The 15,552-nt window shown below is 66.8% G+C and carries 9 protein-coding genes; 5 read left to right on the forward strand and 4 right to left on the reverse strand.

The genetic code is table 11. The annotated features are described in order from the left end of the window. Positions 1–350: 350 nt before the first annotated feature. Entirely contained in the window at positions 351–2,693 is a 2,343-nt protein-coding gene (locus FVW27_RS03025) for an LPS-assembly protein LptD (RefSeq protein ID WP_167122634.1), read from the reverse strand. A 293-nt stretch (positions 2,694–2,986) separates the two neighbouring features. Here FVW27_RS03025 and alr point away from each other — a divergent pair, with 293 nt between their 5' ends. The 5 genes from alr (at position 2,987) to dnaB (ending at position 6,768) form a co-directional block, all read left to right on the forward strand. After that, positions 2,987–4,105, forward strand: coding sequence for an alanine racemase (gene alr / locus FVW27_RS03030; RefSeq protein ID WP_167122636.1), 1,119 nt, complete (start codon positions 2,987–2,989; stop codon positions 4,103–4,105). A gap of 144 nt (positions 4,106–4,249) precedes the next feature. Next, on the forward strand, positions 4,250–4,555 hold the full coding sequence (rpsF, locus tag FVW27_RS03035) for a 30S ribosomal protein S6 (protein ID WP_012612483.1): 306 nt from the start codon (positions 4,250–4,252) through the stop codon (positions 4,553–4,555). A gap of 1 nt (position 4,556) precedes the next feature. After that, positions 4,557–4,820: a 30S ribosomal protein S18 gene (rpsR, locus tag FVW27_RS03040; protein WP_007523772.1), complete on the forward strand. Its 264-nt coding sequence runs from the start codon at positions 4,557–4,559 to the stop codon at positions 4,818–4,820. Positions 4,821–4,829: 9 nt separating this feature from the next. Continuing rightward, positions 4,830–5,333: a 50S ribosomal protein L9 gene (rplI, locus tag FVW27_RS03045; protein WP_012612484.1), complete on the forward strand. Its 504-nt coding sequence runs from the start codon at positions 4,830–4,832 to the stop codon at positions 5,331–5,333. Further along, entirely contained in the window at positions 5,284–6,768 is a 1,485-nt protein-coding gene (dnaB, locus tag FVW27_RS03050) for a replicative DNA helicase (protein ID WP_243838176.1), read from the forward strand. Before rplI ends, dnaB begins: the two co-directional genes overlap by 50 nt. 1,072 nt (positions 6,769–7,840) lie before the next feature. Here the strand turns inward: dnaB and FVW27_RS03055 are convergent. From FVW27_RS03055 to tyrS, 3 genes are all read right to left on the reverse strand, one after another. Beyond that, complete coding sequence (locus FVW27_RS03055; RefSeq protein ID WP_341806055.1) at positions 7,841–12,097, reverse strand: DUF748 domain-containing protein; 4,257 nt, start codon at positions 12,095–12,097, stop codon at positions 7,841–7,843. A 319-nt stretch (positions 12,098–12,416) separates the two neighbouring features. Next, complete coding sequence (locus FVW27_RS03060) at positions 12,417–13,919, reverse strand: calcium-binding protein (RefSeq protein ID WP_167122640.1); 1,503 nt, start codon at positions 13,917–13,919, stop codon at positions 12,417–12,419. Between the two features lie 194 nt (positions 13,920–14,113). Next, positions 14,114–15,313, reverse strand: a complete 1,200-nt coding sequence (gene tyrS, locus FVW27_RS03065) for a tyrosine--tRNA ligase (RefSeq protein ID WP_167122641.1) — start codon at positions 15,311–15,313, stop codon at positions 14,114–14,116. Positions 15,314–15,552 lie beyond the last annotated feature (239 nt).

Below are 15,552 nucleotides of genomic sequence, written 5' to 3' on the forward strand. Positions count from 1 at the left end.
AAGACGAAGCCGCCGCCGGGGTATGCCCCGGCGGCGGCTCTTGTTCCTGCTCACTCGATGGAAGTGTAGCGAGGTCAACAGGGGGTTGGCGCTCTGCTCTCGATGCCCGTAGGGCTCGCGCTGCGCGCTCGACCAACGGGCACGCTACGCGCCCTTCGGGTCGGGCTCTGCTCTCGATGCCCGTAGGACCCGCGCTGTGCGTTCGACCAACGGGCACGCTACGCGCCCTTCGGGTTGGCGCTCTGCTCTCGATGCCCGTAGGGCTCGCGCTGCGCGCTCGACCAACGGGCACGCTACGCGCCCTTCGGGTCGGTCAGCCCACGCGCGAAAAGGCAATTTCGAGACAGCCCCTAGTCGCTGAGGCCCGGCAACACCACCAAAAACTCGTAGCGTTCTTCTTCCCGGTCCACGGTGGTCCGACCGATGAGCTTGAAGCACTGGTGTGTGTAGATGATGTCGAAAACCCGTTCCAGGTCGGTACCGTTCTCGATGTCCACGCGGTACTCGCCGCCCACGCTCCACGGCCCCCACACGGAAGCTTCTCCGCGCAGGTACAGCGCGTTGATGTCGTAGTCGCGCTTCCTGTTGTACTCGGCCAGTTTTGAACGCCAGTTGTAGCCCAGGGTCAATTGCCCCCGGTTGGTATCGATGAGGGACAGGCCGTGGTCGTGCTGGGTCATATCGCCTGTATAGGGGGACCATGCGGTAATGCTGTGCCAGGCCAGCCACGCCACCGGGAAGTATTGCACCTCGGCCCGGTAGTCGAGCACGGGACGGCGCTCGTAGGTATCAAGTTCGTCGTCGCGGTTGGCTTCCCGGATGTCGTAGCCGGATTGCAGCTTGACCCGCAGGAACTCCAGGTAGTCGGTACCCAGATCCGGTTCCGCCACGCCCTCGTCGTTGGCCTTCATCCGCACCATTTCGCGCTTGCGCGTGAACACGTTGGTGATGGAGTAGACCAGTTCGTTGCGTGCGCCGATGCGGTCGTCGCCGTCGTAGCGGGGGTTGTCGCTCTGATCCAGCAGAGGAAGGTTGTTGTACTCCACGCGCGGCTGCAACGCATGACGGATGCCGGTCCAGCGGCTTTGCCCCACATTCTCGGCGGTGAGGGCGAGCGGCGCGCTTTCCACCCGGTAGACGCGGGCAACTTCCGTCGATGCCGCGATGTTGTAGTCCGGCAGGGTACGGGACTCGCCCGAGGAATCGCCACCGTCACCGGGCAGGCTCTCGCGGCGTTCGGTGTCGTACACGGTCTGGCGCAGGCCCACGGAGGAAATCACCGAGCCGTACTTGCCGTTCACCGGCAGCACCACCTGCGGGTGCACGTCGTGCCGCGCCCCCTGGGTGCCGTTGCGGCGGTGAAAGTACACCGACTGCGCAGATGCCTGCACTTCCAGGGGCAGCCCTTCGAACAGCGCACCCCGGTGCAGGTACACGTCGGCCTCGGGCAGGCGCTGGGGCAGCGAATCCGATGAATACGGATGGTTGCCGTTGCCCAGATCCGGATCCTGGTCGTACCGGCCGCCCAGGGCCACGGAAACGCGGTCCCAGTCGCGGGTCAGCATGACCTGGCTGGTGCGGTAGCGGTCGCGCTCGTTGATGTCACGGCCGAACAGGCTGAACAGGTTGTCGCGCGAATCGCTGAACCCGCCAAGCCCCCGCTTGAACTCGCGCAGGTAGTTCTGATCGGATACGTAGTCCAGGTCGCCCTTGAGCCGCCAGCGCGGGTCGCCAAGGCGCTGTTCGAACATGCCGCGCAGCCAGTACCGCTCGTGGTTGGTGCGGATCAGGCCGTCGCTGCCGTCGATGGCGTCGTCGCCGTCACTGTCCACCACCTTGTTGTCGTACAGCCAGTCCAGGCGCAGCCAGGTGGTCTGGTCCGTGGTGGGTCGCGAGCGATATTCCACCCCGTGCATGAACCCGCGCTCGGACATGAAGTACTCGTTCAAGGTCACGTCGCTGGTCTCGTCCAGCACCCAGTAGTACGGCTGGTTGTAGTAGAAGCCGTCGCGCGAGCTGATGCCGTACTGCGGCATCAGGAAGCCCGACTGGCGGGTGCGCTTGGCGGGCATGACGAAATACGGGGAATAGGCAACGTCGTTGTTCTTCACCTGAAAGTTCGAGCGCCACAGACGGGCATAGCCGTCGATCTCGACCACGGCTTCCTCGGCGGTCAGCGCCCAGGCCGGGGTGTCACCGTCGCACACGGTGATCTTGGCGTTGGTGAAGGTGTAGAGGTCGCCCCAGTTCTTGTCGATGCGCTCGCCCGCGAAATAGGCGTGGGGTTCGCCCATGAAGATGCGGCCGTTCTTCATCCAGCCGGTGCGGCTGCGCAGGTCGAATTCCGCTTCTTCGGCGGCGATGTCGTCCTTGCCGAAGTGCACCTCGACATTGCCCTTCAGGTACACCCAGTTGGTGGCGGAATAATAGCGGATGTAGTCGGCCTTCAGGTAGTCCTGGCCGCGCCGCAGAGCCACGCGGCCCTCGGCCTCTATGATCTTGCTGTCGTTCTGCGACGTGACGGTGTCGGCCGTGAGGTTCCAGGTCACCTCGCGGTCGTCCTCGGTGCGCATCTGCAACACGTTGGGCTGCGGCTGCCGGGCGTACGCTCCGCCCGCAAACAGGATGCCGGAAAGCAGCAGGAACACATATGCCGCGAACCCGGCGAGCGGGCGGAGTCTGCCGTCTGTCATGCGCGATCCGGATCGTCCGGGCAGTGGCCCGGTTTATGAAGTCACGTGGAATTCCGGCCCCCCGGCGCGCGGCACACGGCATCTCGCATCGGCGCACGGCGGGGTGTCGAATATGTTGAATGTCACGGCGCGAGGGGGTACAACCGCTCCCTGCACAATACCGGGACCGCAGTCGTTTACCACAACTTTCCCGGCAGGAAAAGCCGCTGGTCGCACCCCGCCCCGACGCCCGCCCCTTCCCCTGCCGGAGCCGTCCTCCGACCTCCCAGCCGGACCCGCGCATGGAGCCCCGCATGAGCATTGCCTACAACAAGATAGCCGTCCGCGTGCGCCTTGGCGCGCTGCGCCGCAATTTCGAAATCCTGCGCCGCATGGCCCCCGCCGCCATGCCGGTGATCAAATCCGATGCGTACGGCCACGGCCTGCTGCCCGTGGCCCGCACCCTGGAAGCCGCCGGGGCCGACGCCTTTGCCGCGGGCACCGTGGGTGAATGCGCCCAACTGCGCGACGGCGGCATTCCCGGTCGCATCGTGGCCCTGCTGGGCGCCACGGACGCAGCCGACGCCGAATGCTGCGTGGCCCGGTCCATCGTGCCCGCCGTGTACTCCGCCGACCAGCTGGAACTGCTGGCGGGGCGCGCCGCGCCCGGCCAGCAGGTGGACATCGCCCTCAAGTTCGATACCGGCATGGCCCGCCTGGGCTTTACCGAAGCCGACCTGCCCGCCCTGCTCGACCGGCTGCACGCCCGGCCCATGCTGCGCCCGGTGCTGGTCATGTCCCACCTGGCCGTGTCCGACGATCCCTCGCGGTCCGACTTCACCCGGCAGCAGGGCGAAGCCTTCGGGCGCATCCTGGCCGGGGTGCGCGCCGAGTGGCCCGCCGTGCACGGTTCGCTGGCCAACTCCGCCGCGCTGCTGGCCCACCCGGAACTGCATTTCGACGTGCAGCGCCCCGGCATTGCCCTGTACGGGGCGAACCCGCTGCGCGGCACCGCGCAAGAGCACCTTGGCGACGGGCTGCAACCGGCCATGGACGTGGCCGCGCCCATCCTGCAGGTACATCCCCTGCCCGCCGGGCGCAGCATCAGCTATGGCCGCACCTTCACCGCCCCGCGCGACATGACCGTGGCCATCGTGGCCACCGGCTATGCCGATGCCTACAGCCGCGGCCTTTCCGGCAAGGGAGCCATGACCGTGCATGGCCGCCGCGTGCCCATCCTGGGCCGGGTGTGCATGCAGATGACCGCCGTGGACGTGACCGACGTGCCCGGCGTGACCGCCGGCGACGACGCCTATCTGCTGGGCGGACCCGGCGAGGCCCTGACGCCCGACGAACTGGCCGACCTGTGGGGCACCATATCCTACGAGGTGCTGTGCCTGCTGGGCATGAACCCGCGCACCCACAGGGAATAGGCGCGGGCGCCGCACGCCCGCCCGGCCTTGCCCGGCGCCGCGAAATGGGTTGTTGACACCCGGACGGCCTGCGACTATAGACCCTGTTTCTGCCTTGCTCGCCCCCACGTGCGGGGCGGGCCAAAGCCCACAAGGAGGAATCCCATGAGGAAGTTTGAAACGCTGCTGCTCCTTTCCCCGGAGCTGGCCGCGGATGCCCGCGAGGCGCTGCTTGGCACCCTCACCGGCGTCGTAGAGCGTGAACAGGGCAAGATGGTCGCCGCCGACCACTGGGGCATGCGCGACCTCGCCTACCCCGTGCAGAAGCACATGCGCGGCTACTACGTGCGCCTCGAATACCTCGCCCCCGGCGAGGCCGTGGCCGAAGTGGAACGCAACATCCGCATCTCCGACGGCATCTTCAAGTTCGTTACCGTCAAGCTGGCCGACGCGGTCGAGGAGGTTGCATAACATGGCCTTCAAGAAGAAGTTCACCCCGCGCCGCAAGTTCTGCCGCTTCTGCGCCGACAAGGACCTGCCCCTCGATTACAAGCGCGCCGACATCCTGCGCGACTTCATCACCGAGCGCGGCAAGATCATCGCCCGCCGCATCACCGGCACCTGCGCCCATCACCAGCGTCTGCTCACCCGTGAAATCAAGCGCGCCCGCCAGATGGCCCTCTTGTTCTACACCGCGGGTCACTCCAGCGACGTCAAGAAAAAGAGCCAGATCTAGGAGGATGGGATGAAACTGATCCTTCGTGCAGACGTTGAAAACCTGGGCCGCCTCGGCGACGTCGTCACCGTGAAGCCCGGTTTCGGCCGCAACTTCCTGCTGCCGCAGGGCCTGGCCATGCTGGCCTCCGATGCCAACCTGAAGGCGTTCGAACTGGAGCGCAAGAAGCTTCAGGCCAAGATGGACGCCCTGCGCACCGCAGCCTCCGACCTGTCCGCCAAGATCGCCGCCACCGAGCTGGTGATCCCCGTGCGCGTGGGTGAAAACGACAAGCTCTACGGTTCCGTCACCACCGCCATCATCGGCGATGCACTGGCCGAGAAGGGCGTGGACATCGACCGTCGCCGCATTCTGCTCGACGCCGCCATCCGCACCCTGGGCACGCACGAAGTGCGCGTCCGCCTGCATGCCGACGTGGTGGCCACCCTGAACGTCAAGGTTGTTGCCGAAGACAAGGTGAGCGATGCCGCAGAACCCGTCGTGGAAGCCGAGCCGGAAACCCCGGCCGAATAGCCACTCCGATTCCGACGCCGCCTCCGCCTACCAGGGCGGGGGCGGCGCTCCCGATCCGACGGAACGCGCTTCCGCCGATCTGTTGCGCCGAGTCCCCCCGCACAGCACCGAAGCCGAACAGGCCGTGCTCGGGGGGATTCTGCTTCGCAACTCCGTGCTGCATTCCGTGGTCGACACGCTGCGCCCGGAAGACTTCTACCTGCCCGCCCACCAGCAGATCTACGACGCGTGCCTGGAACTGTACCGGCGCAACGCCCCCATCGACCTCGTGACCATGGCGGAATACCTGCAATCGCAGAGCCGCCTGGAAGGGGTGGGCGGGGCCGTGTACCTTGCCGAACTGGCCCAGTCCACCATCAGCGCCGCCAACGCAGAGCACTATTCCACCATCGTGCGCGACAAGTCGCTGTTGCGTTCGCTGATCGGCGCGGGCTCCGAAATCATCAGCAACTGCTACGACGCCTCGCGCGAGGTGCAGAAGCTGCTGGACGAATCGGAGCAGGCGGTGTTCGCCATTTCCGAGCGGGTCAGCGGCAAGATGTTCCGCAGCGCCAAGGAACTGGTGAACAAGGTCTTCGAAGACCTTGTGAAACGCTGCGACCGCAAGGAAGTGGTCACCGGCGTCACCACCGGTTTCGTGCAGCTGGACCAGATGACCTCGGGCCTGCAACCGTCGGACCTGATCATCGTGGCCGCGCGCCCCTCCATGGGCAAGACCGCCTTTGCCCTGAACATGTGCCTGCGCGCCGCCGTGAACCAGAACGTGCCGGTGGCGATATACTCCCTGGAAATGTCCATGGAGCAGTTGGTCATGCGCATGCTCTGTTCGCTGGGCAAGGTAGACCTGTCCAAGGTGCGCAAGGGCTTCCTGGACGACGAGGACTGGCAGCGCCTGTACCACGCCGCCGACGTGCTGTCGCAGGCGCCCATCTACATCGACGACACGCCCGCCATCACCACCCTGGAACTGCGCGCCCGCACCCGCCGCCTGCGCGCCGAGCGCGGCGTGGGCCTGGTCATGGTGGACTACCTGCAGCTGATGCGCTCCGCCCGCCGGGTGGATTCGCGCGAACTGGAAATTTCGGAAATCTCGCGTTCGCTGAAGGCCCTGGCCAAGGAACTGACCATCCCGGTCATTGCCCTGTCGCAGCTGAACCGCAAGGTGGAAGAGCGCACCAACAAGCGCCCCATGCTTTCGGACTTGCGCGAATCGGGCGCCATCGAGCAGGACGCGGACGTGATCATGTTCATCTACCGCGACGATGCCTACAACAAGCGCGACGACAACCCGCGCAAGGGCATCGCGGAAATCATCATCGGCAAGCAGCGCAACGGCCCCGTGGGCGTTGCCGAGCTTGCCTACCTTGCCTCGCACACCGCGTTCGAGGATTTGACGTTCGTTCCGCCGCCGCCCTCCGAGGGGTATGGGGATTAGGGGTGGATGGCGCGGATGCGCGTTGGATAGGAAGAAAGAACAGGAAGATAGAAGAGTGTTGCGGGGCTGCCGAGAGGTGGCCCCGTTTTTTGTTTGGTGGAGTGGGTGAAGGGGAATAGGTGTTAGCCGGTTGGGGAAGGGGCGGGGAATGTGCGGTTGCACCCGGCTTCTACGAAGACAGTCGTGCCCTTTTGAACACCCTCGATTTCGTTATGCCTCCGGCGGGCAAGGGGCCATGGAACGATGACCCCTTGCAGCCCCGCGTTCCAGGGGGGCTGCGCCGCCCCTGGCCCCCCGTGTCGTCATGCACCGCATTCTTACGCCGGACAGCTTCCCTGCGGCGCTGCGCGCCTCGGGCGATCTGCCCGGCTGAATGCGTATGTGCACGAAACTCCCGGTGGCACGGCAACGCAGGGGTGCCTCTACCCCCACTCTTACTGCGGCGCGCATCCGCTACGCCGGAGCTTCCGCCTCGCAAAGCCTCGGCGGCGATCTCCGGCTGCGGCTGCGTATCGCCGTACAAAGGTCTCTTGCGCTCAAGAGGAAGACGCGCATCGGTATGCAACGGGTTGGACGACTGCAACGCCGCGTTATTGTTCAGTGGCCATGATTCATGCATCGGAACAAGGCGATAGTAGAGCCCCGTGCTTCGTCATGCCACCGAGAGCCTTGAGCACATCGCATTCCGGCGCCAGATCGCCCGAGGCGCGCCAGCGCCGCAGGAAAGCTGCCAAGCGTAAGAATACGGTGCAGGATACGTACTGAAAAGGCGCCCAGACGACATCAGGCGGCGGGAGCCTCGCGCACATTCGCGTGCCTGTCGGCAGATCACCCGAAGGCGCTTGCGCCGCAGGGAAGCTGCCGACGTAGGAACGCGGTGCATGAAACGGCGGGGGTCCAGGGGTGGCGAAGCCCCCCTGGAACGCGGGGGTGCAGGGGGTGTTCGTTACAACACCCCCTGCCCGTCGGAGACATAACGAAACCGAGCGTGGACAATAACGCTGGCTGTATTCGTAGAAACCGCATCCAACAGGGCACGGCACTCCACCGCACCTCGCGCCCATCCCTCCTGCTACTGCAATCCCAGATTAACCCTGCTCCCTCCGCCCTTGGCGCCATCCCCACCCTCCGCACCGGCGGCAGGCGCCACCTTGGCTCCGGCCAGAAACACCCGCTCACCCAAGGCCGGATCAATCTCCAGCAGCTTGTCGCGCACGGCCTTGGCCCGCGCTGTGGCCAGTTCCTTCAACGCCTCGGGCGTCACTTCATGGTGTTCCTTCAGCGCAGCCTCCATCACGTCAGCAGGTTGCGATTTGGTGAAGCCCACCACGTTGCGCGGCTTCTCGAAGGGCGCATCCTTGTACACCTCGTCCAGCAGGTCCTCGTACTCGTCCTTGTCGATGGCCAGGTCGTCCACGTTCACCCGCGCCCGCTCGGCGCGCGACAGCGAGGCGTGCTTGGCCTCGCGCAGGGCGCGCAGCAGAGCCTGCTCCTTCAGGCCGCGCGTGTCGCCGTCCGGTTCCGCCGTGCCCTGTATCTCCAGTTTTAGACGTGGGCGCTGACGCAGCACCTCGACCACGGCGTGCAGGTCCTTTTCCGCCGCCTCGTTCAGCGTTGCAACGCCGGGCGGAAATTCCACGTAGCGCATGTCCCTGCCGCCGGACCCCAGGCTGAGCACGCTGCCCACCAGCGCGAAGGGCGAGGTGACCACCTTGACCATCAGGTTCAGCACGGCCTGCATGACCACGCCGCCCAGGCGGAATTCCGGGTCGTCCAGCCTCCCCTTCACGGGCAGGCGCAGGTCCACGTTGCCGCTCATGTCCTGCAACAGGGCAAGCCCGAGCTTTACCGGATAGTTGGGCGCATCGGGCCTGTTGTCCTTGCTGCCCAGTTCGATCTGGCTGAGGGTGAAGTGGTTGTCGGCGTCCAGCACCCAGTTTTCCGCTTTTACGGCCACGTCGGCGGAAAAGCGCCCGTGCTCCACGGGATAGGCAATGTACTGCACCGCGTAGGGCGACAGGGGCACCAGATCCAGCCCGGACATGGTGAAACGCATGTCCGCGAACACGGGATGAATGAGCGGGTTCACCGTGCCGCCCACCAGCACCGGCACCCCTTCTATGCCCGCGCGCAACTGCACCTCGGCCCGCGAGGCCGGGTCCAGCGAGACGCCGGAGATGCGCCCCTCGATGTCGGACACTTCGGCGGCATAGGCCGGGGACATGCGCTCGTCGCGGAAGCGCAGCGCGCCGCCGGAAATGGACAGGCTGCCCACCTCCAGCGTGGTGAACGGTCCCGCGTTGGGACGCGCCGCAACCTCCGTACCGTCGCCCGGTGCGGACGCACCAGAGGAACCAGAGGCGGCGGAAGACGCGGGTGGCGGCGATGCCGAATCCGTGGCGGGACCGGATGCAGCCTTGGAAGGCTGCGCGGTGGCGCCTGCCGAAGCCTTCGCGTCCTTCTCCGCTGCCGAAGCCTTCGCGTCCTTTGCGTCTGCCGGGGGCTTCGCGTCCTTTGCGTCTGCCGAAGCCTTCGCGTCCTTTGCGTCTGCCGGGGGCTTCGCCCCCATGGCCCGCCCGATGCTGGTGGAGCCGTCCTTGAACACCATCACCGAAAGGTTCGGCTTTTCCAGTCCCACTTCCTGCACGCGCAGGGAAAGGTCGCCCGATGGCTGCTGCCCGAAACGCAACCCGCGCACCGAAAACCGCCGCAACGAGGCCAGTTCCTGCTTGCCCCCGGCCAGCTTCAGCGACAGGTTGTCCAGCCGGGCCGCACCCTCCACGCTCACCTCCAGAGCCGGTTCCGCCGCCTGTTCCGCCTGCGGGCGCGGACGCGCCCTGCCCGCCGGAGTCGCCGGGGGGGCCTGCTCGCGCAGGGCCACCTTGAGCTCCGACGACACCTCGCCGCTGCCGAACAACAGGTCCGTCATTTCGCCCAGATACGGGTCCAGCGGGCGCAGGTCCACCTTGGCCAGTTTGCTGTCCACGGTCAGGTGCAGCGGCTGCGCCGTGCCCTTGGCCTTGATGCCTATGGTGCCCTGCTTCTGCCAGCGCGCCCCGAAATCCACGTCCAGCGGCGCGCCGCGCTGCGGCGACAATGGGCCGGTGACCAGACGCATCCCTTCCAGAGTGAGCACGCCCGCATCCTTGGGCTGCCGGTCCTCGAAGGTCACGCGGCCCTCGTCCATGCGCAGTGCGGCCACGGACACCTGCCATTCCGGTCCTTCCGGGGCGGAGACAGGCTTCTGCGGCGCGGCGCGCGAAGCCCCGCGCGCCGCCGGGCCTTCCTGCCCCTTGCCCCGTGCGGATCGGGTTCCGGTTGGTTGGGCCTTGCCCACTTGGGCCTTGGCGGGCTCTGCCGTGGCCGGGTCGCCTGCCAGCACCGCAAGATCGATGGCGCCGTCCTTGCCGCGCACCACCCGCACGTCGGGTTTCGTCAGTGTTACCGGACCCACGGCCACGGTGCGCGCCGCAAGATCGACCGCGGTATCGGCCACTTCCAGCTTGCCAAGGTTCACCGATGGCTGCTTCTGCCCGGCCAGTGACAGAACCAGCCCCGACACCTGCGCCGCGCCCTTGCGCACCATCAGACCGGGGGCATCTGGCACGGCCAGCGAAAGGTCTATATCGCCCTGCACGCCCGCCGTCCCTGCGTCCAGCGACAGGGGCAGGGCCTGGGCCACGTAGCCGCGCACCGGCAACAGGGGCAAATCGCGGGCGTCCAGCCGCAGGGCCACGCCCAGCGGTTCCAGGGTCAGCGTGCCCTCGGCCTTCACGGTGCCCGCGCCGTTCTTGGCGGATTCACCGGCCTTGCCGACCCCGTCGTCCATGCGCAGCGACGCGGTGAACGCGCCGCCGCCCTTGGGTTGCTGCTTGCCGCCGGGCGTGGCGAAATCGGTCAGAGTGGCATCAAGGCCGGTCAGGCGCACCACCGCGCCGCCGGGCACGGATGCGTCTTTCCAGACAACCGTGGCATCGCGCAGCCCCAGGGTGCGCACGTTGACCACGAAGGGTGGCTGGTCCGCAGCCGTTTTGGTCGAAGCCGGGGCCGAAGCCAAGGTCTTGGCTGTCGGGCCGCCCGCTCCGCCAGTTCCGCCAGTTCCGCCAGTTCCATTGGCCCCGTTGTCAGCAACGGCGGCACTGGCGGCCATCGTTCCGTTCTGCGGCCCGGTCTGCGCTCCTGCTGCCGCTCCGGCCTGGCCCCGTTTTTCCTGGCCCTGCTTCGCCTGAACCGGCGCCTGCCGCTTCCCGTTCGCCGGGGCCACAAAGCCCAGCCAGTCGATGCTGCCGTCGGCCAACCGCCCCACCCGCGCCAGCAATCCGTCCAGCTCAACCCGGCGCACGTCCACGTGCCGGTCCAGCAGCGAAAATTCCTCCACCTCCACAACGCCGGAGGTAAGCCCCAGCACCGCCTCCTTGCCGTCGGGCGCGTTCACCCGCAGGTCGTTCAGGGTCACGGCCCCCGCCAGCCCGAACTCCACGTCATGCGCGGCGGGCTGCTCCACCACCAGCTTCAGGTTCACGCCCAGCCGCCCCGATTCCAGACGCAGCGGCGTAAACGCGGCCAGATATTCGCGGTACTGGGTCAGGTCCACCTCGTCGGTGACCACGTCGAACTCGGTGCGCAGGTGCTCGGCAAAGGGCAGCAGCCGCCCCTGCACGCTCAGCGCCTTGCCGTCCACCGTGGCGTTCAGGCTGGGGGTGATGGCCCGTTCGCGGTCGCGCGCCATGGTGGAGGTGAACGGCACCACGAACTGCAATTCGGTGATGGTATGGATGGTCTTCAGCGGCGCGTCGTGGAAGATCACCGTGCCGTTGACCACCTCGAAGTCGCTGGCCGCGAAGGGGAACAGCGGTTTGTCCGCGCCGCCCGATCGGTCGGCGTGCTCCTGCTTCGCGCCACCGCCTTCTCCGTCCGGGGGGATGAATTCCGAGAAGGAATAGCGCCCGTCGCCGAAATGGGCCACGTACACCACGGGGTTCACCAGCCGCACGTAGGCCAGCACCGGGGCAAGGCGCAACGCGGCGGAAAGCCCGGGCGAGAATTCCAGCGCGTCGAAGGTCAGCATGTCGCCGTCGCCCGTGGGGTTGGGCACGCGCACGCCCTGGATGGACAATGCCCAGGAGTACGGGTTGAAGCGCACCTTTTCCACGGTGCAGCGCACCCCCAGCTTGTCGGACAGCTGGTCTTCCAGCACGCCGCGCAGCAGCGGCGGCATGGCCAGCCCGGCCAGCACGCCCCACGCCGCGACGATGCCTACGATGGTGTACGTCCAGCGGCGCACCCGCCGCAAAGCCCACCACGCCTTCCCGCGCACTGCAATGGCCACTGGGGACCACCCAGACACACTCTTTTCCGGCTTCGCGCTCATACCCGCTCCATGCTTACGGATTGCCGAATCTGCCGACACCATAGAGCAGTTACGCTTTCATGAGAAGGGGTGTGCGCCACAACGCGGGACAACCCTACCTCCCGGAGAATCCCCCCTGTGGTGTCACGACGGTGCCACCGCGCGGTGCACACGCATGGTGCAGACCATGCGGGCAGGGTGAACCTGACGAAAGGGGCGAATTGGGGGTTGGACGCAAAAAAACGCCGCCGGAAACACCATTCCCGACAGCGCCACAGGGCAGGCATCCTGTCCAACGCTACGCATACGGCAGCAGCAACACCCCCATCTCGCCGTCCTCCTCCTCTCCGTACAACTGCCCCAGCCGCTGCATGGCCCCGTAGATGGCCACCACGTCGCGCCCCTTGCCGCCGCTGACCCGCGCGGGATCATCAAGCCCGCGCCGGTCATCCGGCGCCCCGTACACGGTCAGGTCGTCCGCGCCCTCGCCGCCGCGCACCATGTTGTGGGCCAGGTCGCCTTCGGCGTAGTAGCCGCCCGCAAGGCCCTCCACCTTCCAGGCCACGTGCGAAAGGCCGCCCGGCACGTATTCGCCCGATGGGCTGAGTCGCCGCCTGCGCCCCAGTTCCACCACGTCGTGCCCCTCGCCGCCGTCGTAACTGGCGAAGAACGACGTCACGGCGCGCAGGGTGTCGTCTCCCACCCCGCCCGCGAACTCCGCGGTATGCGCCGCATCCACGGCAAATTCGTCGTCCCCTTCGCCGCCGTCCGCCCTGCCGCGCTCGTACATCCCCCGAAAGGTATCATCTCCCGACTCGCCCAGAAGGTCGGAAACCTGGAACCGGCCATCAAAGGTGTCGTCGCCTTCGCCACCCGCCATGTCGGAACGCAGGAACGTGCCGGTCAGCGCATCGTCGCCGCTGCCGCCCGCCACCTGCGACCAGGTTGCCAGGTCCATTTCGTAGCGGTCATTGCCGTCCTCCCCGTCCATGACAGCGTAGTGCGCCTCGCCCTTCAGCGTGTCGTCGCCCTCGCCGCCGCGCACCAGCGAATGGGCCACGGCGCCGTCCAGGGTGTCGTTGCCGGTGCCGCCAACCAGCGCCACGTGCACGCCGTTGTCGGCACGGATCAGGTCGTCGCCTTCGCCCCCGTCGAGCAGAGCCAGTCCTTCGGGGCCTTCGGCGACCACGCCCCGGAACATGCCCAGAATGGCATCGTTGCCGGTGTCGCCGTCCACCCCGCCGCTGCCGCCCAGCGAGATGACCACGTCGTCACCGCCTCCCGCGCGCACCGGCCGGTCACTCAGCCGGATGAAGAAGTCGTCGTCCCCGGTGCCGTCCAGGGTTTCGCCGTCGGGTGCCGCCTCCAGGCTTACCGTGCCGTCGGCATTTTCCACCACCCGGGTGTCCCTCCGGATGAGGTCGCCCCCCACCAGTTCACCATTGCGGCTGAACGATACGGCCCATCCCATGGCCGTGCTGCCGTCCTGACCACGAACGAGCGCGGGCCCCACCTCCACCAGCAAACCGGATTTCGTAACGTGCGTGATGGGTCTGCCCCCTTGCAGCACATCGCCCCCGGCCAGAAGATAGCCGTATGCGTCGTCCTGATTCTGGCGCGCATGCGAAACGTCGCCGAACTCGAACACCATGTCGGGCGTGCGGGTGGACACGGTATCGTAGGCGTCGGTCAGGCTGCCTCGCAGGCTCACCGGGCCGGTGCCGTACCGGGCGCGTCGTGCCTCCTGCTGTCGTTCCTGCGATTCGCGCAGCAGGTAGCCGGAAAGCGGGGATACAATCATGGCATCACCCCGGGACTGGTTGCCGTCACAAGGCCATATCGGCACGCCTTTACACATCTTTACACCGAATATGGCGGCAAACAGAAAAACGCCGCCCCGGCGAACCGGAGCGGCGTGAGGATGCCATGCGAATGTCTGTAAACGCGATGTGTTGCGGTGTGACCGCAAACCCGCCGGAGGCCGGAATCCGGATACTACCCCGTAACGGTCAGGCGCAGAAAGCGCTTCTTGCCCAGCTTGACCACGTAGCTGCCGGGGGTCAGCGGGGCCATGGCGTCGTCGCAACGCACACCGTCCACGGACAGGGCGCCTTCCTTGATCAGCCGCTTGGCCTCGCCGCGCGACTTGACCAGTCCCGCCGCTTCCAGGAACACCGGCGGGGTGCTGTCCTCGCCCCGGGCACAGGTGTGTTCGGGCGCATCATCCGGCACGCCGCCGCCCGCGAACACGGCGTTGAAGCCCTGCCGGGCCTCGGCGGCCTTGTCGTCGCCATGGTAGCGGGCGGTGATTTCGAAGGCCAGGTCTTCCTTCACGGCCTTGGGGTGCGCCTCGCCAGTTTCCACGCGGCGCTTCATGTCCGCGATGTCGTCCAGCGAGCGGGCGGAGATGAGTTCGTAGTACCGCCACATGAGGTCGTCGGACACGGACATGATCTTGCCGAACATGTCGGACGGCGGCTCGTCGATGCCCACGTAGTTGCCGAGGGACTTCGACATCTTCTTCACGCCGTCCAGCCCTTCAAGCAGGGGCACGGTAAGGATGCACTGCGGCTCCTGCCCGTACTGGGATTGCAGGGTGCGCCCCACGAGCAGGTTGAATTTCTGATCGGTGCCGCCCAGTTCCACGTCGGCGCGCAGGGCCACGGAATCGTACCCCTGCACCAGCGGGTACAGGAATTCGTGGATGGCGATGGGCCGCCCCTCGCGGTAGCGTTTTTCGAAGTCGTCGCGCTCCAGCATGCGGGCCACGGTGTAGCGCGAGGCCAGGCGCACGAAGTCCGCGGCGGAAAAGGCGTTCATCCAGCGCGAGTTGAAATCCACCTCGGTCTTTTCCGGATCCAGGATCTTGAAGACCTGTTTCTTGTAGGTCTCGGCGTTTTCCATGATCTGTTCCGGCGTCAGCGGCGGACGGGTGTCCGAGCGGCCCGAAGGGTCGCCGATCTGCCCCGTGAAGTCGCCGATCAGGAAGATGACGGTGTGCCCCAGTTCCTGGAAATGGCGCAGCTTGTGGATGAGCACCGTGTGGCCCAGGTGCAGGTCCGGCGCGGTGGGGTCGAAGCCCGCCTTGATGCGCAGCGGCACGCCGCGCGCGATCTTCTTGCGCAGTTCGGCCTCGTCGATGAGCTCGGCCATGCCGCGTTTGATGCGTTCCAACTGGGTGTCGATGTCGATCATGGTCTGCAACCCCTCTGCATGGTATCGGGACGGTCTTCCAGAGATGGCGGGTGGTGTCAACCTGAATGGGGGCGGTCGGGTGACGATGGGGGGCCGACGGGAAGCCGGGCGAGCGCCCAAGGCGGGCCGATGGGGGAACGGCAGCGGCTGGCAGCAGCCGGTGCGGCCCGGCAAGAGAGATGGCCGGACGCTGCTATCGACCCGCCGGCCCGCGCCCGTCAGCAAGGCCCTGCCCCACC

It is taken from the genome of Nitratidesulfovibrio liaohensis (genome assembly GCF_011682075.1).
GTDB classification, from domain to species: Bacteria; Desulfobacterota; Desulfovibrionia; order Desulfovibrionales; family Desulfovibrionaceae; genus Cupidesulfovibrio; species Cupidesulfovibrio liaohensis.